The following is a 19021-nucleotide window of genomic DNA, read 5'->3' as shown; positions in this document are numbered from 1 at the left end:
GGAGACACCCGCGTGCTGATCCTCAAACTGCTGCTGATTCCCGGTTTTCTCCTGCTGATTTCCCTGGCGGGCAAACGCTGGGGGCCGAGCGTGGCCGGGTGGTTGTCGGGATTGCCGGTGGTGGTCGGGCCGATTCTGTTCTTTCTGGCGATTGAACAAGGGCCGCAGTTTGCCGCGCAATCGGCGGTGGCGGCGCTGTCGGCGATGTTCGCGATGATCGCTTTCTGCATTACCTATGCGCAGGTGGCGCAGCGGGCGAACTGGCCGTGGGCGTTGACCATTTCACTGGCGGTTTGGGCCGCGCTGGCGACGGTGTTGTCGGTGATTCCGGCGTCCTTGCCGTTCTCGGTGATTGCGGCAGCGGTGGCACTGCTCGCTTCGCCTTATCTGTTCCCTGAGGTGCAGCCGGTGTTGAACGGGCCAGCACCGAAGTCGGACAAACTGATCTGGCGGATGATCGCCGGTGCGGCGCTGACGCTGGTGGTGACGATGCTGGCAAGCACCGTCGGCGAACGCTGGAGCGGCCTGCTCGCGGTGTTCCCGGTGCTCGGCAGCGTCATGGCAGTGTTCTCGCAACAAACTCGCGGCCCGGCGTTTACCGCTGCGTTATTGCGCGCAACGGCGACCGGCATGTATTCGTTTTCGGCGTTCTGCCTGGTGTCGGCCCTGACGCTGCCGAGCATGGGCCTCAGCGGTTTTGTCGTAGGCGTGGCAGTGTCGGTGGCCATGCTCGGGGTGACCCGGCGTCTGCTGGCGCGGCCAGTGGCCAAGGCGCAAGCGCAATAACCGCCCGGACGAATCGCGCTGGAACGCCCGGCACGCTCCGTGGGATGATCGCCCGCCTCGCGCGACCATTCACCGGAGATTCACATGTCATTGTTGAGCAAAAAAGCCCTCGTCCTGATGCTGGCGGCCGTCGCCGGTTTCGCCGCGATCAACGCGCACGCCGCCAAGGAAAAGGTCAAAACCGAGAAGGTTACGCTGCTCGACGGCAAATTCGCCTTCGTCCTGCCCAAAGGCTTTGTCGCTGACCCGCTGCCCGCCAGCCCAAGCGGGGCCAAGGGCACGATGTACACCAACCAGACCACCAAGACCGTGGTCATCGCCGCCGAAAACCAGATCCCCGCAGGCCAGAACGTCAAGGACAACGACGGTGAGTTTCTTGACGGCAGCGTGTCGAGTTTCATCGACGATCAGCGCAAGGCCCTGCCGGACTTTAACAAACTCAGCGAGAAAAGCCTGACCCAGAAAGGTACCGGCCTGGGTCTGCGTCAGGTTGACAGCACCGCCACTCAGGGCGGTGGCCAGACGCTGAACACCACGCTACTGGCCGGCTCGGGGACGAAGATGGCGCTGGTGCAGGTGATTTCCCGCGTCAGCGACAAGAAGGGTCACGATGCTTTGGTCAAAGCCATCGTCAAGGATTGAGCCGCTGCAACCAGCCGTTCAAATCGCGCAATTCGGCCGCACTGATGCTGTGGCCGACGCCCGGATACGCGTGAAACTCGGGCTGGTAATCGAGCTTGTGCAATAGCGCGTTGGCCTCGGTGCCGTGACGGTAAGGCACCGGATCATCAGCGGTGCCGTGGCCGATAAATATGCTCAGCGGCAGTGGCGCTTGCCCGGGCTTGAGTTCGGCTTTGAGCACCGGCAACAAGCGCCCGCTCAACGCGGCAAACCCGCCCACGACCGCTGGCGCGCGCAGGCCCACTTCGTAACTCATCATCGCGCCCTGGCTGAAGCCGATCAGGTACACCTTGTCCGGCGCGGCGTGATATTTCTTCGCCGCCTGGGCGATAAAGTCGCGCAGCTTCTGGCCGCTGACCTTCAGATCATCGGTCTCGCCGTTGTAGGCGCCTTCACCCTTCTTGCGAAACCACTGGAAACGTCCTTCACCCAACGTCATCGGTGCCCGCACGGAAAGGTAGTTGTACTGCGCCGGCAGCTGAAATTTCATGCCGATCAGATCGGCCTCGTTACTGCCGTAACCGTGCAGGAAAATCACCAGCGGACGTGGTTCGGCGTCGGCGTGGACCTGTTCGAGGTACTTGAGTGGCAGATCGGATTGCAGGGTGGTTTGCGCGTGAACGGCGGTGGATGCAAGCAGGGTCAGCAGGGCGAACAATTTGAGCATTGCAGCGTTCCTTCACAGAGTGTCGGGTTCGCGGGGAGCCTAACATCCTCGGCTGAGGATCCAAATTTTGTGGAGTGGCTGATGCCGCTATCGCTGGCAAGCCAGCTCCCACAAGAATTGCGGCGTCTCCGAAATTTGAGATCAACCGCAACCCTGTGGGAGCTGGCTTGCCAGCGATGAGGTCAGCAAATTCAGCGAAGAGCCATCAGTCGTTCGTCAGCTTGCCGGTACGAAACGGCACCCGCCCCGCCACTTTCGCCTGCCAGATCCCCGGCTCGGTATAACGCCCGCGATCAATCGCAAACAGCACCCCGCTGGTGCCGGCGCGCACGGTGGTCACGCGATCCTGCAACGGGTCAACAACCTCGAACAGCGCATCGCCCTGCTCTACCCACTCGCCGGCATTGCGCAAGAAACTGACCACGCCATGGTGCGGGGCGAACAGGTATTCGGTGCCTTCGAACGGCAGACCTTCACAACATTCGTTCGGGGCTGCCGGCCATTCGCCGCTGATGAAACCCTGCTCGGCGAGAAAACCCAGGATCGCTTCGCAGTTGGCCTGAGCCTGATCGACGCGGGTGTCGCCCATACTGCCCAGCTCCAGCGTCGTCGCCAGATTCGCCGCCGGAATCGCCGCGTTCGGGAACGCTTTGGCCAGACGCAGCCACGGCGTCGAGCACGACTCATCGAACGAGCTGCCGCCGGAGTCCTCGCAGAGCAACGCGACGCCGGCCTGCAACCGCGCCGCCAGCGATTGCCATTGCGGCCAGTGTTGCGGCAGCGCGTAGAGGTGAATCGCAGCGTCGAAGTCGCAGTGCAAGTCGAGAGTGATGTCGGCGTCGCAGGCGTGGCGCAGCAACAAGCGGTGCAAGGCTTCCAGTTGCGATGCCGGCGCCGGCAATTCTTCGAAGACCTGAGCCATGGCCTGGCGGATCAGCGCGACGTTGGCCTCGGCATCCGCGCCCAGACGCTCGCCAACCAGCGCCGCGACCGGGGCGCTGAGTTCGACGAATGCGCGGTTGAAATTCTTGCCGCTGCCCAGTTCGAAGCGGCCCATGTGATTGCCTTGCAGATGCTGATCCAGGCCGATCGGATTGGCCACCGGCACCAGTTCGATAACGCCCTGCAAACGGCCCTGCCGTTCCAGTTCGTTCAAACGCAGCTTGAGTTCCCACGCGGTACGCATGCCCGGCAGTTCATCGGCGTGCAGGCTGGCCTGGATATACACCTTGCGGCTGCCGGCGCCGTAGCGAAAAACGCTGAGGGAGCGCTCGCTGCCCAAGTGGCTCCAGGGCAGAACGTGGTCGATGCGTTGCATGGAAAACTCCTTAATAGCTGGGTTACGCAAATCCCTGTGGGAGCGAGCCTGCTCGCGAATGCGTCAGGTCAGACGATGACGATGTCGAATGTCAGACCGCTTTCGCGAGCAGGCTCGCTCCCACAGAGAATTTCCATCAATAAAAGAACATAAAAAAAGTGGCCACCGCGCAAACGGGGCCACTTTTTTTTCACGGCGTATTAATGGCCGTATACGTCAAAGTCGAAGTACTTGTCCTGGACTTTCTTGTACTCGCCATTGGCGCGGATTTCGGTGATGGCTTTGTTGAATTGCTCAGCCAGCGCAGTATCGCCCTTGCGCACGGCAATGCCAGCGCCGCCGCCGAAGTACTTGGCGTCTTCGTAGGTCGGGCCGACGAATTCGAAGCCTTTGCCGGCGTCGGTTTTCAGGAAACCGTCGCTGAGGTTGACCGAGTCAGCGAGCATCGCGTCGATACGCCCGGACACCATGTCGAGGTTGGCTTCCTGCTGCGAGCCGTAGCGCGTCAGTTCGATCCCGGCCGGAACCAGCACTTCGGTCGCGTAACGGTCGTGAGTACTGGCGCGCAGCACGCCGACTTTCTTGCCCTTGAGTTCGGTCAGCGGGTCTTTCACGCCCGAGCCTTCCTTCATCACGAAGCGCGCCGGGGTGTGGTAGTACTTGATGGTGAAATCGACGTTTTTCTTGCGATCGTCAGTGATGGTCATCGACGACAGGATCGCGTCGATCTTCTTCACTTTCAGCGCCGGGATCAGGCCATCGAACTCTTGCTCGACCCACGTGCATTTAACCTTCATCTGCGCGCACAGTGCGTCACCGATGTCCACGTCAAAACCAGTGAGTTTGCCGTCAGGGGTTTTCATCGAGAATGGCGGGTACCCGGCTTCGATACCGATGCGGATCGGCTTGGCGTCTTCGGCCACGGCGGTCAGGGACAACATCGACAGTGCCAGGGCACCGAACATCACTAGCTTTTTCATTTATTACTCCCGTGCGGAGGCTTTTATTGGCAGCTTTCGAGTCAGCGTTCGGTCATGGCGTTCTAACGGCAAAAACCGACGTGGCCGGCAGTCTATGGCGGCGCGCACGGAGGCAATTGTTTTTAAGCGACAATTACTTACAGAACATCGGCGCACGCATTGACTGGGGTCAACGCGTGCGCCGTGGTGGTGCGAAGGCTGTAGGACACTGCCCTTTTCAGGTCAGAAATATGCGTTTTTTTGCTCGGGACTCTCTATGTCCTGACACGAGATGCGGAGCGTCCATGGCGGCGAGATCGAAGCGTCAGCAGGCGCAGCTGATCGCAGTGTTGGTTGCTGAAACCGCGTTCAATTCGAAACCCTCATCGAGCCATCCGGTGACACCGCCGATCATCTCCTTGACCGGATAGCCCAACGCCGCCAGCTTCACCGCCGCCTTGTTCGCGCCGTTGCAATGCGGCCCGGCGCAATAGACCACGAACAAAGTGTGTTTCGGGTAATCGGCCAAGCGCTCCGCCGTGAGCAAGCGGGTCGGGATATTGATCGCGCCGGGCACATGGCCGCGCTCGAACGCCAATGGGCCGCGCACATCCACCAGAACAAAATCGACCTCCCCGGCCTCGTGGCTACTAAACACGTCGGAACAATCGGTTTCGAAGGTCAGACGATTGCTGAAATGCATCAGGGCAATCGCCGAAGGGGCGGCGGGAATTTCGCGAACCAGGCTGGTCATGCTGTGTTGCTCCTTTGTCTGTGGGGGATGAACAGACTTTATCGAGACGGCGCTTGCCGCTACAGTGGCGCGCAAGACACCGACCGGGAGATTTCCGCCAAATGCCCACTCAGCCCAATCTGGTTGCCATTCTGGCCTACGATGGCCTCTGCACATTCGAGTTCGGCATTGCCGTGGAGATCTTCGGCCTGGCCCGACCAGAGTTCGACTTCCCTTGGTACGAACACGCGATAGCGGCAGTCGATCAAGGCCCGATGCGCGCCATGGGCGGGATTCAGGTGCTGGCCGATGGTGGCCTGGAACTGCTCGCCGCAGCGCGCACCATCGTCATTCCGGGCTGGCGCGACCGCAACGCCCCGGTACCGCCTGCGCTGATCGACGCGTTGCGTCGGGCGCATGACCGAGGCGCGCGGTTGCTGTCGATCTGCTCGGGCGTGTTCGTGCTCGCCGCCAGCGGCCTGCTCGACGGCCACCGCGCCACCACGCACTGGCGCTACACCGGTGAACTGGCGCAACGCTTCCCGGCGATCGAGGTCGATCCGGACGTGCTCTACGTCGACGCCGGTCAACTGATCACCTCCGCCGGCAGCGCCGCCGGCATCGACGCCTGCCTGCACCTGGTAACCCGCGACTTCGGCACGCAGGTCGCCAACGCCGTCGCGCGGCGCCTGGTCATGTCGCCACAACGCACCGGCGGCCAGGCCCAATTCATCCCCACCCCGGTCAGCCCGACACCCCGCAGCGACCTGTCGCGCGTCATGCAATGGGCCCGCGAACGCCTGCACGAACCACTGGAAGTCCGCGATCTGGCCAGTGAAGCGGCGATGAGCGAGCGCACCTTTCTACGGCGTTTCACCGAAGCCAGCGGGCAAACGCCCAAGGCCTGGCTGCAACATGAACGCCTGGCACGAGCGCGGGAGCTGCTCGAGAGCACCCATCAACACACCGAGCAGATCGCCCAGCGCTGCGGCTATCGCTCGGTGGAGAGTTTTCGTGTGGCGTTCCGCAGCGTGGTGGGCGTACCGCCGTCGGTTTATCGGGAGCGGTTTGGGCGAAGCAACAAGCTTTCGCTCCATTCCACAGCGTTTTAAGGGCCGACGCTGGCGGCGAGACCTGCAGAAACGCCAGCCGATGAAAATCATAAAACGGACAAATGCGGCTTGCTTTATATTGATTCTGATATAACCTGAAAATCAAACGCGCACTGGCACTTCTTGCAATACAACTCACCGTCGCCGCTTACGTTCAGCTATTACGCTTTTCCTTTTGACACAGGACTAGCCGATGCCGAAACACAAGGATGTGGTGTTCGTGGGAAGCGCGTTGAAAGATCTCAAAGCGTTCCCGGTTGATGCCCGAAGAGCGGCGGGGTTTCAGCTGGACCTGTTGCAACAGGGTGATGCCCCACTCGATTGGCGCCCTATGAAAACCGTAGGACGCGGTGTCAACGAAATCAGAATCACCGAGGACTCAGGGGCGTTTCGCGTGTTTTATGTAGTCAATCGACCTGAAGCAATCTATGTGCTTCACGCCATGCACAAAACCACGCGTAAAACGGAAATTAGAGACATCGAACTGGCCCGGGCCAGATATCAGGAAATAGGTTAAGCCATGAAGGAACATCAAGACTCATCCCAACGATTTTCCAGTGTATGGGATGCATTGGAGGACACGCCTCAGGAAGCCGCCAACATGCGTTTGCGAGCCAAGCTCATGCGTTCGCTTTGCGAGACCATTCGAGCGTGGGAGCTCCCTCAAAAGGACGCGGCACAGAGATTGGGAATCTCGCAGCCGCGCCTCAATGATGTACTCAACGGGAAAATCGACAAATTCTCGCTCGATGCATTGGTCAACCTGTCAGCTGCTGCAAGGCTGGAGGTGGACATTTGCTTTCCGTCAGGCCCGTTGCAATGGGCCTGACACTGGCTCTGCGTGGCAATGTCCACCCTGCATTCCGAGTTTCGAAATCGAGGGAGTTGAATAGCATGCAACTTCGCAGCTAACCATCGACATCATCCAGCTGCACAGAAACTCCGCTGGATGATTCCTCCCCCTTCAATCCTCCCGCGTCAAAACCTCCAGCAACTCAATCTCAAACACCAGATTCGAATTCGGCGGGATCTTGCCCATGGTCCGCTCGCCGTAGCCCAGATGCGCCGGTACCAGCAATTTGCGTTTGCCGCCGACCTGCATGCCCATCAGGCCCTGATCCCAGCCTTTGATCACGCGCCCAGTGCCGATTACGCACTGAAACGGCTTGCCCCGGCTCCAGGACGAATCGAATTCAGTGCCGTCTTCCAGCCAGCCGGTGTATTGGGTGGTGATCAGCGCGCCTTTCACCGCGGCTTTGCCGTCGCCCGGTTGCAGGTCGATAATTTGCAGTTCGTCTGTCATGTCGTTGGCTCTTGAGATGTTCGCAGGCGGCGTTTTTCGCAGAATCCGGCGTCGATGGCAATCCATGGAACCGAAAACACGCCTTGCCGCTCACATGTGTATCGACATCGTATGACGACAAGGATGCTTAGATGACCGACTCTCGATTGCTGCGCAGTTTCATCCCACCCTACATTCTCAACCGCATCATTGCCCACGGTTCCGAGCCGCAGCGCAACGCCGCGATGCAGACGCTCAATCATGTGCGCAGCCTGCTGCCCAACCCCGGCCGTCCTTCACAGCCGCCGGCGCGGGCGATTCTGCCGGAGGCGAGCAAGCCTGGCCTGGCGCGGCGCAGCGTGCATGATGCGCAGAACAAAATGCTCTTACCGGGCATGCCGGTGCGTCTCGAGGGCCAGCCGGCATCGGGGGATCCGGCAGTCGACGAGGCTTACGATGCGCTGGGCGCCAGCTATGATTTCTTCTGGAAGGTGCTCGGTCGCGACTCGATCGACAATCAGGGATTCGCGCTGATCGGCAGCGTGCATTATGGCCAGGGCTACGAGAACGCATTCTGGAACGGCGCGCAGATGGTCTTCGGTGACGGGGATGGCGAAATCTTCCAGCGCTTCACCCGCTCGCTCGACGTCATCGGCCATGAATTGGCCCACGGCGTCACCGAAAGCGAAGCCGGGCTGATTTATGCCAACCAGTCCGGCGCGCTGAACGAGTCGCTCTCGGATGTATTCGGCGTGTTGACCAAGCAATACACCCTTGGCCAAACCGCCGAGCAGGCAGACTGGTTGATCGGCGCCGACCTGCTGATGCCACAGATCCAAGGCAAGGGCCTGCGCTCGATGTCGCACCCCGGCACGGCATACGACGACCCGATGCTGGGCAAGGATCCGCAACCGGATCACATGCGCAAGTTCGTCATCACCAGCGAAGACAATGGCGGTGTACACATCAACTCCGGCATTCCCAACCGCGCGTTTTACCTGGCAGCCCGAGCGTTTGGCGGCTTCGCCTGGGAAAAAGCCGGACGCGTCTGGTACGACACGCTGTGTGATGACCGTTTGAAACAGGACGCAACGTTTGACGCGTTCGCAAAACTGACGATCAACCACGCCGGCGAGCGCTTCGGCGCCGAAGCAGCCGACGCAGTGCAGCAAGCCTGGGCACAGGTCGGTATCGAATAATCCGAGGAGACCGTATGAAAACGCTACCCGAGCTGGATAAAGATTCCGTTTTGCGCGTATCTCGCCAGGGTGGCGTTGCAGCGATTCACAGCCTGAGCCGCCCACGGGAAATCGAATTTGCCCAGTGCGACATCAGTCAGCGTTCAAGGATCTGCTCGGTGCTTGAGGGTTGCCTGCCACTGGACAGCAGCGAATCGGGCCGTGGGGATCAGCGCTTCTACCAGATTGAAGTGCGCTATCAGTCCGGGGAAATGGTGTTGAAGGTGCCGGAGGACCGGGCGCCTGGGGAACTGGTGCATTTGTGGGACAAGGGGGAGCTGCTCTGATTCACGCTGGCGGCTCTTCTGCGTCGACAACTGACGATGTGCGCGGGCCAAAGCCCGCGGTCTGGCCGAATACGACACCGTTGAACGTGTGGGTACAGCACTCGCAGCTCGGCGTCATGTCCTGCGCCTTCAGTTTCGGATTGACCATTTGCAGGAGATTTTGCTCGTCGACGTACAGCCCGTTGAAATAACTGGACTCACCCAGTCGCACGACTTCTTCGCGATCCTTCTCATGGATGGCAACCATCCAGAACACCGGCGCTGATTGATCCAGTCGCGCCACAGCTTCGCTGAAAATGGCATCCCAAGAACCGCCCACCCGAGACAGCAGGAAGCGAAACAACGGCGTGTAATCTCGCCCGTATTGTTTGCCTGCGTGCATCGAACTTCGCATGCCTTCGTCACGGCTTGCAGCTTTGCTGTTGCGCTGATCGCGATAATGCGCAACTGATTCGTGGCGACGAACACCCCACGTTCGAGTGTTCACTTTGCGGTAGAGCGGTTTCTTGTCCAATCCCTTGTTCCTCATCCAGACGTTCGTTCTTTTACCGGAACGGCGTTTGAATGCAATCAGCCATCCGTGGCCAATTGTAAAACCGGGCCTATCGCTCGACCGGCTGCATCTCGACAATCGTGCCGTTGGTGATCATCACCATCACGTACTTGTCATTGATCTGCACCCACTGCGCCTGGTCGATCGGCGCTTTCAGACCTTTGGCTTTCCAGTTCTTCAAAGCCTTGTCGTCGCGCTGGTACATTTCTGGAGCGCGGTCGTTGACCTTCAGCTGGCGGTCGCTGGTCGGTGATTGCACGGCGGGTTCGCTGGAGGTTTGCGCCGCTTGAACAATGGGTGTGATTCCGGCAATGCCCGCAACAAGGGCCAGGCTGGCGATTAGGGTTTTGCTGTTCATCGGTGAACCTCTTTCGGATAGGTAGTACCTGAACTCCGACTGCGCGGCGCGGGAAACATTCCTTGTTTTTTGCTGGAGGTGGCTGTAAGAGGCCTTGTCCATCAGACCGCCATCGCTGGCAACTCGAATCGTCGCACCGCAGCTCCCACAGGGTTGGTGTTACACCACAGTTTTTGACCTGAGCTCCATTCCCACAAGTCTTGGCGGACGCTGATTCTCTGATCACCACCGATCCCCTGTGGGAGCGAGCCCGCTCGCGAATACGCCGGCACATCCGCCATCGTCGCCAACTGACGGAAAGCCTTCGCGAGCCGGCCCGCTCCCACAAATGCGCCAAGCACTGAAGCCATTGATCCGCCCCACGCATCAATCCATGCCAACAATGCAATTAACAGATTGTTACATCTGCGCCACCATCCACCTCAATAAAAACCGTGCGCCGCCTCTCCGTAGCGCACGTCATAAAAGCGGTGGAGTACTTTTCAATGACAGCCTCAATCCCAACCAACGGCTCGCGGGCCGGTGCCATCTTCCGGGTGACCTCGGGCAACTTCCTCGAACAGTTCGACTTCTTTCTGTTCGGCTTCTACGCCACGCAGATCGCGGCGGTGTTCTTCCCGGCGAGCAGCGAGTTCGCCTCCCTGATGATGACTTTCGCAGTATTCGGCGCAGGCTTCCTGATGCGTCCGCTCGGCGCCATCGTGCTCGGCGCCTACATCGATGATGTCGGCCGGCGCAAAGGTCTGATCGTCACCCTGTCGATCATGGCCAGCGGCACGATATTGATTGTGCTGGTGCCCGGATACGAAACCATTGGCCTGTTCGCCCCGGCACTGGTGCTGATCGGGCGGCTGCTGCAAGGCTTCTCCGCCGGCGCCGAACTCGGTGGCGTTTCGGTGTACCTTTCCGAGATCGCCACGCCGGGTCGCAAAGGCTTTTTCACTGCTTGGCAGTCGGCTAGTCAGCAAGTGGCGATCATCGTTGCTGCCGCGCTGGGCTACGGTCTGAACCAGTGGATGGAGCCGCAAGCCGTGGCGGCCTGGGGCTGGCGCATTCCGTTTTTCGTCGGTTGCATGATCGTCCCGTTCATCTTCTTCCTGCGCCGCAACCTGGCGGAAACCGAAGAGTTCGCCGCGCGTAAACACCGTCCAAGCATGCGCGAAGTGTTCCGCACCCTCGGCCAGAACTGGGGCGTGGTGCTCGGCGGGATGTTGATGGTCGCGCTGACCACTACCGCGTTCTACCTGATCACCGTGTACGCGCCGACTTTCGGCAAAACCGTGCTGCACCTGAGCACTTCCGACGCGTTGCTGGTAACGCTGCTGGTGGGCGTGTCGAATTTCTTCTGGCTGCCGATTGGTGGTGCGTTGTCCGACCGTATCGGTCGTCGCCCAGTGCTCATAGGCATGGCCTTGCTGGCGCTGGCCACCACTTATCCGGCGCTGTCGTTCCTGGTGCAGGCGCCGAGCTTCACCAACATGCTGCTGTCGCTGCTGTGGTTGTCCTTCATTTACGGCTTGTACAACGGCGCGATGATTCCGGCGCTGACCGAAATCATGCCGGTGGAAGTGCGCGTCGCCGGTTTCTCCCTGGCCTACAGCCTGGCCACCGCGATCTTCGGCGGTTTCACCCCGGCGATGTCGACTTTCCTGATCCAGTACACCGGCGACAAAGCCGCGCCAGGTTACTGGATGAGCATCGGTGCCCTCTGCGCCCTGTGCGCCACGCTTTATCTGTACCGCCGTGCCGGTGGTCGTCTGCAACCTGTCGCGGCCTGAGGAATACTTGCCATGAAAAAACTCTTTACTGTCACCGCCCTGCTCGCCGGTCTCGCCTTCAACTTCGCGGCCCAGGCCGAAGAACTCAGCGTGATGACCTCCGGTGGTTTCACTGCCGCCTACAAGATCCTCGGGCCGAAATTCGCCGCCGCAACGGGCAACACGCTCACCACCAGCCTCGGCCCGTCGATGGGCAAGGCGCCGGAAGCGATTCCCAATCGTCTGGCACGCGGTGAGCACGCCGACGTGGTGATCATGGTCGGTTACGCCCTCGATGAGCTGATCAAACAAGGCAAAGTCGACCCGGCCTCCCGCGTTGAACTGGCGGATTCGCGGATCGGCATGGTGGTGCGTGAAGGCGCGGCGAAACCGGACATCAGCAGCGTCGACGGCCTGAAGAAAACCCTGCTCGACGCGCAGTCGGTGGCCTACTCCGACAGCGCCAGCGGCGTGTACATCGAGCAGCAGCTGTTCAAGAAACTCGGCATCGAAGATCAGTTGAAACCGAAAGCCAAGATGATCGCCAGGATCCCGGTCGGCTCGGTGGTCGCCACTGGCGACTATCAGTTGGGCTTCCAGCAGGTCAGCGAATTGCTGCCGGTGCCGGGCGTGAGCTTCGTCGCGAAGATTCCGGAATCGGTGCAGTCGGTGACGCGTTTTGCCGCTGGCATTCCGGTCAAGGCCGAGCATCCGCAAGAAGCCAAGGCCCTGCTCGCCTACCTCGCTGCACCGGCCGCTCAGGCTGACGTGCAGGCCACCGGGCTGGATTCGGTCAAGCGTTGATCGTTGGCGGCTGGACGCGCATTTCCACGACCAGCCGCTCCAGTTCCAAAGCCGCCGGGGTCAACGTGCGATCCCGGCGTTTGATGATGCCGACACTGCGCATCACCTGCGGCTCAATCAGCGGCACCCGCGTCAGGATCGGATGATCCGGCCCGGGCATCGCCATCAACGGCACCGCCGCCACGCCCAGCCCCGCCTCCACCAAGCCGATCATCGTCGTCACATGCCGCGTCTCGCAGATGCTCTGCCGCTGCGGCACCACCCCGCCCAAGGCCTGATCGAGCAGAAAGCGATTGCCCGAAGTCTTGTCCAGCGCGATGTAATCCTGCTGATAGAACTCGTCCCAACTGACGCTGCTGCGCCCGGCCAGTGGATGATCGCGACGACAGGCGACAACGTAGCACTCCTGCACAAGCGGTTCGAACTCGACTTTGGCATCCTGCGTGCCGAGAAAACTCAAACCGAAATCCGCCTCGCCATTGACCACCGCACTCAACACATCGTGGGCGCTGGAATCGAGGACTTTGACCTTGATCCGTGGAAACTGCTGGTGATAGCGCGCGACCACGCGGGGCATGAAGTAGTACGCCGCCGACGGCACGCAGGCGACGGTGACATGGCCCAAGCGCGTCGAGGCGACTTCGCTGATGCCGAGCAAGGCAATGTCGAGATCATCCAGCAAGCGCTCGACGCTGGGCATGAAGCCGCGCCCGGCCTGGGTCAGGCTGACCTTGCGCGTGGTGCGCTCGAACAGTTTCACGCCGAGGGCGTCTTCGAGCTTTTCGATGCGCCGGCTGAGCGCCGGTTGCGACAGGCGCACGGTGTCGGCAGCCTTGCGAAAACTGCCCTGCTCGACCACCGCACGAAAGGCTTGCAGGTCGTTGAGGTCGAAGTTGATGGCCATGGCGTTTCCGGAAATTGATGCGCAGGGGTTATAAATGTAACCAGTTGATGCAAATTATTACAGGCCTGATAGAAGCTGCCCTTGTGGGAGCGAGCCTGCTCGCGAATGCGGGGCATCAGTCAATGCATAGGTGACTGACCCAGCGCATTCGCGAGCAGGCTCGCTCCCACATTGGATCTCGAATGGTCTGGAGACCGCGTAACCCTTTATCCTTGTCACCCTCGCCGTACCCGTAGTCAGGAGTCGTTCCAATGCCCCATGAAGGCAATCTGTTGCAAGCCGCTGTCGTGTTTCTGTTCGCGGCCGTGCTCACCGTGCCTTTGGCCAAACGTCTGCAACTGGGCGCGGTGCTCGGTTATCTGTTTGCCGGGGTAATCATCGGCCCGTCGGTGCTCGGCCTGATCGGCAACCCGCAAAGCGTTGCGCATATCTCCGAGCTGGGCGTGGTGTTGCTGCTGTTCATCATCGGCCTGGAGCTGTCGCCGCGACGCTTGTGGGTGATGCGCAAATCGGTGTTCGGCGTCGGTCTGGCACAGGTGCTGTTGACCGCATCGGTGATTGGCGTGCTGGCACTGTCGGTGTTCGGCCAGCCGCTGAACAGCGCCATTGTGCTGGGCCTCGGTCTGGCGCTCTCCTCCACGGCGTTCGGCCTGCAAAGCCTCGCCGAACGCAAGGAACTGACCAGCCCCCACGGGCGTCTCGCGTTTGCGATTCTGCTGTTCCAGGACATCGCCGCGATTCCATTGATCGCCCTGGTGCCGCTGCTCGCCGGCGTCGATCACCACACCAGTACCGCCGACGATATTCGTCACAGCTTGCAGGTGCTCGGCGGCATTGCCGTGGTGGTGATCGGCGGGCGGTATCTGCTGCGTCCGGTGTTCCGCGTGGTGGCGAAAACCGGGCTGCCGGAAGTGTCCACCGCCACGGCGTTGCTGGTGGTGATCGGCACGGCGTGGCTGATGGATCTGGTCGGCGTGTCGATGGCGTTGGGCGCGTTTCTCGCCGGTCTGCTGCTGGCGGATTCGGAATACCGGCATGAGCTGGAAGCGCAGATCGAACCGTTCAAGGGCCTGCTGCTCGGGCTGTTTTTCATCAGCGTCGGCATGGGCGCCAATCTCAGCCTGTTGTTGAGCGCGCCGATCACCGTGCTGGGCCTGACCCTGCTGCTGATCGGTCTGAAGTTGCCGCTGCTGTTCGTGGTTGGGCGCCTGGCAGGAGGATTGAACAAGATCAGCGCAATCCGCCTCGGCATCGTCCTCGCTGCCGGCGGTGAGTTTGCCTTCGTGGTGTTCAAGATCGGTCGCGATCAGGGCCTGTTCGAGCCGCGTCTGTACGACCTGCTGGTGCTGACCATCACCCTGTCGATGGCGCTGACGCCGTTGCTGCTGTTGATCTGCGCGCGTCTGGTCAGCCCGAAAGTGCAGCCGGTGGAAGTGCCGGAGAAATTCCGCGAAATCGACACCGAAGCACCGCGCGTGGTGATTGCCGGCATGGGCCGGATGGGCCAGATCGTGGCGCGGATTCTGCGCGCGCAGAACATCAAGTTCGTCGCGCTGGACACCTCGGTGGAAACCATCGAACTGTCACGCAGCTTCGGCGGCGTACCGGTGTTCTACGGCGACCCGATGCGCCCGGAAATCCTTCACGCGGCGAAGGTCGGCGAGGCGGAATATTTCGTCATTGCCACGGACGATCCGGAGACCAACATCAAGACTGCCGAAGTGGTGCACAAGCTCTATCCGCACATGAAAATCATCGCCCGCGCGCGTAACCGTCAGCACGTGCATCGCCTGGTGGATGTCGGCGCGGAAGCGATTCGTGAGACCTATTATTCGAGCCTGGAAATGAGCCGGCGCACGCTGGTCGGCCTCGGTCTGACCCAAGCCCAGGCCGATGCGCGGATCAAGCGTTTCAAGCATCACGACGAACAGGTGCTGGAGGCGCAACACGCCGTCTACGACGACGCCGCCAAAGTCCTGCAGACCGCCCAGGAAGCTCGGGCGGAACTGGCCAAACTGTTTGAATCGGATCAACTCGAAGAAGAATCCCGCAAGTCCTGATCGTGCCTTGCCCAGATCCAACTGTGGGAGCGAGCCTGCTCGCGAAAGCGTCGTGTCAGTTTGATTGTTCCCACGCTCCGCTTGGTAACACCGCCCGGGACGCTCCGCGTTCCACTTCCCGAGCTGGAACGCGGAGCGTCCCTTGAGGCATTCCCACGCAGAGCGTGGAAACGATCATGTGGGAGAGGGTCAGGCCAGTTCCAGCGCGGGCGCCGGCTCGACGGCTGCAACTGCGAACCGATCCGCCAGAAACGGTGTGATATCCAGCGGCAGCGGTTCGTCATTCACCAGTTTATCCAGCAACACCCCGGTAATCGCCGACGTCAGAATGCCGGTGCGGAAGTGCCCGCAAGCATTCAGATAACCCTCGACCCCACGCATCGGACCGAGAATCGGCAACTCATCCGGAGAGCCCGGACGCAGTCCCGCCCAGGTGCGCTTGAGATTGACGTCCGCCAGCTTCGGCAGACAGCGCACCGCGCCCTGCACCAGCCCGGCGATTTCCGGGTAGGTGGTGGTGACGTCGAACCCTTTGTCTTCGGTGGTGCTACCAATGAGGATTTCGCCGTTGTCCTTCTGCGCCACGTAGCAATCGCTGGTGGTCAGGCAGCCGTTGAGGATTTTCGGCATGCGCTCGGTCAGCAGGATCTGCCCTTTCACCGGTTTCACCGGAATACGAATTCCCGTCGCCCAATCGCTCAAATCCGCCGCCCAGGCACCAGCGGCGTTGATCAGCGTCTTGCAGTGAAACACGCCCGCTTCTGCCGTCTGCACGCCGGTCACGCGAGTGCCGTGATGCAGCACGCCGGTGACGTTGGTGTTGAAGAAGATGTCGACGCCGTTCTGCCGCGCGCCTTCCATGTAAGCATCGGCGAGGCGGAACGGACTGACCTGATGATCGCAGAGAAACTCCAGCGCCCCGCGCGCCTCATGGCTGACACTCGGTTCCGCCGCGCGCAACGCCGCCTGATCGAGCCAGCGCACCTGATCGGCCAGATGCGGAATGCAGCCGACGATGTGCTCGGCGTAGAGCCGATCTTCGTCGTCATAGATCACGAATTTCAATCCGGTCTTCTCGAACTTGCAATCCATGCCGTGGTTGTCTTTCAGTTCGCGGTGCAGCGCCGGGTACAGCGCGTTGGATTGCAAGGCAAAATCGAAAAACGACGCTGGCAAAATATGCGGGGTACTGGCGTCCACCGCGACTGCGGCGCCCTGGGTTTCGCGCTTGCGGTTGGCCGACATCATGCGAAAGAAAATCACCCCGCAGCCGAGGCCGACCGATTCGCCGATCGCCCATAAACCACCCGCCGACGCGCGGGTCGCGTTGCCGGGGCGCTTGGCGTCGATCAGCGCAACTTTCAGATCTTTGCGCTTGGACAATTGGTAGGCGCAGGAGGCGCCGATCACGCCGCCACCGGCAATGACCACGTCGTAGAACTTACTCATGGCAAGCGCCCTCCGTGCCGAGAGACTGGAACGCGGAAAACGGTACCGGATCGATTGGAAAGCGTGGGCGCAGCCAACCGACATCCTGACGTCCGGTGGCCTGGCGCAAGCGATCGCTGCAATAGCCGACACACATCCGCCCCTGACAATCGCCCATGCTCACGCGGGTGCGCATTTTCAGGCTGGCGATGTCTTGCACACCCTGCTCCAGCGCCAGATCGATGTCGGCGCGGGTCGCATGTTCGCAGCGGCAGATCACCGTGTCGGCTGCGGGCAAAGCGATCTGACCAACGCCGCGCTCGGTGTAGCGATCCACCGCCGCACGAAAGCGCACGATGGCTCTGAGCTTGCTCGCGTAGCGATCGCGGCGCACCCGGGCCAGCTCGGCGTCGAGCACACCGCGTTGCAGCAGGATCGAAGTGGCGGCGATCTTGCCGGCGAGCATCGCCGCTTCGCCGCCGCGGATCCCGCCCATGTCGCCGGCCAGATGCACATGCGCCACGCTGCTTTGCTGCCAGACATTGGCGTTAGCACGCAGGTAGCCATCGTCGCTGAAGCCGTGATCAAGGCCCATCTGCTGGCTCAATTGCGTGCGCGGAATAAAACCGTAACCCACCGCCAGCGTCTGCGCTTCGAAACGCTCGACCCGCGACAGATCTGCCTCCCACGTCGACGAATACGGCGCGACGCTGACGCTTTTCAATTCGCCCTCGCCGTGGGCTTCGACCACGCCCCAACCGTAGTTCATCGGGATGCCGTGCAACTTGAGGTAAGCGAGCATGCTCAAACCGTCGAGAAACAACTGCGGCTTGTTCAAGAGCGCCAGACTCTCGCGGGCGATCTTGCCGAATGCACACGCCTCGTAGACGCCAGCGACACGCACGCCGGAGGCATGCAACTGGGTCGCAACCAGCGGCAGCAACGGCCCGGTGCCGGCGATGATCACCGGCCCCCGCGGCTTGACCACGCCACTCTTGATCTGCAATTGCAGGCCGCCGAGCAGAATCACTCCCGGCAACGTCCAGCCGGGAAGCGGCACGCTGCGTTCATGGCAACCGGCGGCCAGCAGCAGTTGCGGATAAGCCATCTCGTGCAGCTGTTCATCGCCATCGAGCACCACCAGAGCGCGAGTGCCTTCAGCGCCGACCACGCGATGGTTGAGGCGCACGTCGATCAGCCCTGACTGCTGCTGGAATTCACCGTGCAGTTTGTCCAGTGCTTCGGAATAACGCGGCCCGAGATAATCCAGTTGCACGCCATCGCGCAACGGCCCGCGATAAACCACACCGCCGAGGCGCGAAGCCTCTTCGAGCAAGGTGCAGCGCACGCCGTGGCGCGCCAGTTCGATGGCCGCCGCCATCCCCGCCGGCCCGCCGCCGACGATCAACGGTTGCACGCTCATACAACCTCCTGCGCGACGACGCGGTTGACTCGGGTTTCAATCAGCATGCCGTCGCGCACCACAGTCTGGCAGGCGCGGCGCTTGTGCCGACCGTTGATTTTCACCAGGCAGCACTGGCACACGCCCATGCCGCAATAGGCGCCGCTGATCTGATCGTGATCGTTGCGTGCGATCTGGCGCACGCCGAGGGACTGGATGACGCTGAGAACGGTTTCGCCAATGGCGGCGCTGACCGCTTGGCCGTTGATGTGCACGGTCATGTCCGCCTGCACCAAGGGCTGGATATCGAAGGTTCTTTCTAGGCAGTTCATTTACGGTGTTCGTCCGTGAAGATTCAGTTGAGGTTGTGACAGCTCCTTGCTGCACTACGCCTCGTCGACGCTTTTATTGCTGTGTTTTCAACGTCGACGCGGATACTTCGTCAGCGCAACAAGGTGCGCGACAAGCACTGTAGCTCATACCTCAGCAAAGGCCTGGATCATTTACGGTAGGCGATATCGCCAGGGGAAATATTGATCCAGGCCAGTGAAAATGGCGGGATGGACAACGATCAATTGGAGAAGACGAACTGGCCCCGCAGAAAGCAAAAAGCCGCTTTCACCCGAAGATGAAAGCGGCAGAGGCATCCTGCCTCAGAGGGATCAGTGTACGAACAGGGCGATCAGGATGAT

General features: G+C 61.0%; 21 protein-coding genes. 10 read left to right on the top strand and 11 right to left on the bottom strand.

The genetic code is table 11. From position 1 onward, the window contains the following. Nucleotides 1–12 precede the first annotated feature (12 nt). Both ACYSTU_RS13230 and ACYSTU_RS13225 read left to right on the top strand, forming a co-directional pair. Nucleotides 13–786, top strand: a complete 774-nt coding sequence (locus tag ACYSTU_RS13230; RefSeq protein WP_073471247.1) for a hypothetical protein — start codon at nt 13–15, stop codon at nt 784–786. 84 nt (nt 787–870) lie between these two features. Then, the gene (locus ACYSTU_RS13225) at nt 871–1428 is read left to right on the top strand and encodes a DcrB/PsbP domain-containing protein (RefSeq protein ID WP_136493700.1); all 558 of its coding nucleotides are present in this window, start codon (nt 871–873) and stop codon (nt 1426–1428) included. Here ACYSTU_RS13225 and ACYSTU_RS13220 read toward each other — a convergent pair. From ACYSTU_RS13220 to ACYSTU_RS13205, 4 genes are all read right to left on the bottom strand, one after another. Further along, complete coding sequence (locus ACYSTU_RS13220; RefSeq protein WP_125918657.1) at nt 1418–2134, bottom strand: alpha/beta hydrolase; 717 nt, start codon at nt 2132–2134, stop codon at nt 1418–1420. The two genes, ACYSTU_RS13225 and ACYSTU_RS13220, sit on opposite strands and share 11 nt — an antisense overlap. Nucleotides 2135–2339: 205 nt before the next feature. Further along, a complete protein-coding gene (locus ACYSTU_RS13215) occupies nt 2340–3452 on the bottom strand; it encodes a succinylglutamate desuccinylase/aspartoacylase family protein (RefSeq protein ID WP_425646185.1) in 1113 nt (370 codons plus the stop codon). A 200-nt stretch (nt 3453–3652) separates the two neighbouring features. Beyond that, nucleotides 3653–4432, bottom strand: coding sequence for an ABC transporter substrate-binding protein (locus ACYSTU_RS13210; protein WP_071172858.1), 780 nt, complete (start codon nt 4430–4432; stop codon nt 3653–3655). A gap of 304 nt (nt 4433–4736) precedes the next feature. Then, the gene (locus tag ACYSTU_RS13205) at nt 4737–5165 is read right to left on the bottom strand and encodes a rhodanese-like domain-containing protein (RefSeq protein WP_122747264.1); all 429 of its coding nucleotides are present in this window, start codon (nt 5163–5165) and stop codon (nt 4737–4739) included. A 101-nt stretch (nt 5166–5266) separates the two neighbouring features. On the opposite strand from ACYSTU_RS13205, the gene ftrA reads away from it, so the two are divergent. From ftrA to ACYSTU_RS13190, 3 genes are all read left to right on the top strand, one after another. Next, the gene (ftrA, locus tag ACYSTU_RS13200) at nt 5267–6256 is read left to right on the top strand and encodes a transcriptional regulator FtrA (RefSeq protein WP_217878478.1); all 990 of its coding nucleotides are present in this window, start codon (nt 5267–5269) and stop codon (nt 6254–6256) included. 193 nt (nt 6257–6449) lie between these two features. Beyond that, on the top strand, nt 6450–6773 hold the full coding sequence (locus ACYSTU_RS13195; protein WP_024013362.1) for a type II toxin-antitoxin system RelE/ParE family toxin: 324 nt from the start codon (nt 6450–6452) through the stop codon (nt 6771–6773). Nucleotides 6774–6776: 3 nt separating this feature from the next. After that, nucleotides 6777–7085, top strand: a complete 309-nt coding sequence (locus ACYSTU_RS13190) for a helix-turn-helix domain-containing protein (RefSeq protein WP_016775213.1) — start codon at nt 6777–6779, stop codon at nt 7083–7085. A gap of 135 nt (nt 7086–7220) precedes the next feature. Here ACYSTU_RS13190 and ACYSTU_RS13185 read toward each other — a convergent pair whose 3' ends face one another. Then, nucleotides 7221–7559, bottom strand: coding sequence for an FKBP-type peptidyl-prolyl cis-trans isomerase (locus ACYSTU_RS13185; RefSeq protein WP_041477007.1), 339 nt, complete (start codon nt 7557–7559; stop codon nt 7221–7223). Between the two features lie 131 nt (nt 7560–7690). On the opposite strand from ACYSTU_RS13185, the gene ACYSTU_RS13180 reads away from it, so the two are divergent. Beyond that, entirely contained in the window at nt 7691–8737 is a 1047-nt protein-coding gene (locus ACYSTU_RS13180) for a M4 family metallopeptidase (protein WP_136493705.1), read from the top strand. Between the two features lie 14 nt (nt 8738–8751). Then, nucleotides 8752–9063, top strand: coding sequence for a protealysin inhibitor emfourin (locus ACYSTU_RS13175; protein ID WP_122508038.1), 312 nt, complete (start codon nt 8752–8754; stop codon nt 9061–9063). A 1-nt stretch (nt 9064) separates the two neighbouring features. Here the strand turns inward: ACYSTU_RS13175 and ACYSTU_RS13170 are convergent, their stop codons facing one another. Together ACYSTU_RS13170 and ACYSTU_RS13165 are read right to left on the bottom strand one after the other, a co-directional pair. Continuing rightward, nucleotides 9065–9577 carry a hypothetical protein gene (locus ACYSTU_RS13170; protein ID WP_168772700.1) on the bottom strand — a complete coding sequence of 171 codons (513 nt, stop codon included), beginning with the start codon at nt 9575–9577 and terminating at the stop codon, nt 9065–9067. Nucleotides 9578–9665: 88 nt separating this feature from the next. Next, nucleotides 9666–9974, bottom strand: a complete 309-nt coding sequence (locus ACYSTU_RS13165; protein WP_073471256.1) for an RcnB family protein — start codon at nt 9972–9974, stop codon at nt 9666–9668. Nucleotides 9975–10459: 485 nt separating this feature from the next. On the opposite strand from ACYSTU_RS13165, the gene ACYSTU_RS13160 reads away from it, so the two are divergent. Both ACYSTU_RS13160 and ACYSTU_RS13155 read left to right on the top strand, forming a co-directional pair. After that, the gene (locus tag ACYSTU_RS13160; protein WP_016775219.1) at nt 10460–11752 is read left to right on the top strand and encodes an MFS transporter; all 1293 of its coding nucleotides are present in this window, start codon (nt 10460–10462) and stop codon (nt 11750–11752) included. Nucleotides 11753–11764: 12 nt separating this feature from the next. Next, nucleotides 11765–12535, top strand: a complete 771-nt coding sequence (locus tag ACYSTU_RS13155) for a substrate-binding domain-containing protein (protein WP_056789012.1) — start codon at nt 11765–11767, stop codon at nt 12533–12535. On the opposite strand, the gene ACYSTU_RS13150 is transcribed toward ACYSTU_RS13155, so the two are convergent. Then, complete coding sequence (locus ACYSTU_RS13150; RefSeq protein ID WP_016775221.1) at nt 12525–13439, bottom strand: LysR family transcriptional regulator; 915 nt, start codon at nt 13437–13439, stop codon at nt 12525–12527. The genes ACYSTU_RS13155 and ACYSTU_RS13150 overlap by 11 nt on opposite strands. Nucleotides 13440–13690: 251 nt before the next feature. On the opposite strand from ACYSTU_RS13150, the gene ACYSTU_RS13145 reads away from it, so the two are divergent. Continuing rightward, the gene (locus ACYSTU_RS13145; RefSeq protein WP_498999159.1) at nt 13691–15499 is read left to right on the top strand and encodes a monovalent cation:proton antiporter-2 (CPA2) family protein; all 1809 of its coding nucleotides are present in this window, start codon (nt 13691–13693) and stop codon (nt 15497–15499) included. Between the two features lie 189 nt (nt 15500–15688). Here ACYSTU_RS13145 and hcnC read toward each other — a convergent pair whose 3' ends face one another. From hcnC to ACYSTU_RS13130, 3 genes are read right to left on the bottom strand one after another with little or no spacing between them, the layout of a single operon-like run. Beyond that, the gene (hcnC, locus tag ACYSTU_RS13140) at nt 15689–16948 is read right to left on the bottom strand and encodes a cyanide-forming glycine dehydrogenase subunit HcnC (protein ID WP_498999157.1); all 1260 of its coding nucleotides are present in this window, start codon (nt 16946–16948) and stop codon (nt 15689–15691) included. Next, nucleotides 16941–18350 carry a cyanide-forming glycine dehydrogenase subunit HcnB gene (gene hcnB, locus ACYSTU_RS13135; RefSeq protein ID WP_498999152.1) on the bottom strand — a complete coding sequence of 470 codons (1410 nt, stop codon included), beginning with the start codon at nt 18348–18350 and terminating at the stop codon, nt 16941–16943. The genes hcnC and hcnB overlap by 8 nt, the downstream gene beginning before the upstream one ends. Further along, nucleotides 18347–18661, bottom strand: coding sequence for a (2Fe-2S)-binding protein (locus ACYSTU_RS13130; RefSeq protein ID WP_123442157.1), 315 nt, complete (start codon nt 18659–18661; stop codon nt 18347–18349). The genes hcnB and ACYSTU_RS13130 overlap by 4 nt, the downstream gene beginning before the upstream one ends. Nucleotides 18662–19021: the final 360 nt, after the last annotated feature.

Source organism: Pseudomonas glycinis (assembly GCF_054871425.1).
The sequence above is the reverse complement of the archived record's forward strand: the minus strand, read 5'-3'. Positions and strand labels throughout refer to the sequence as shown.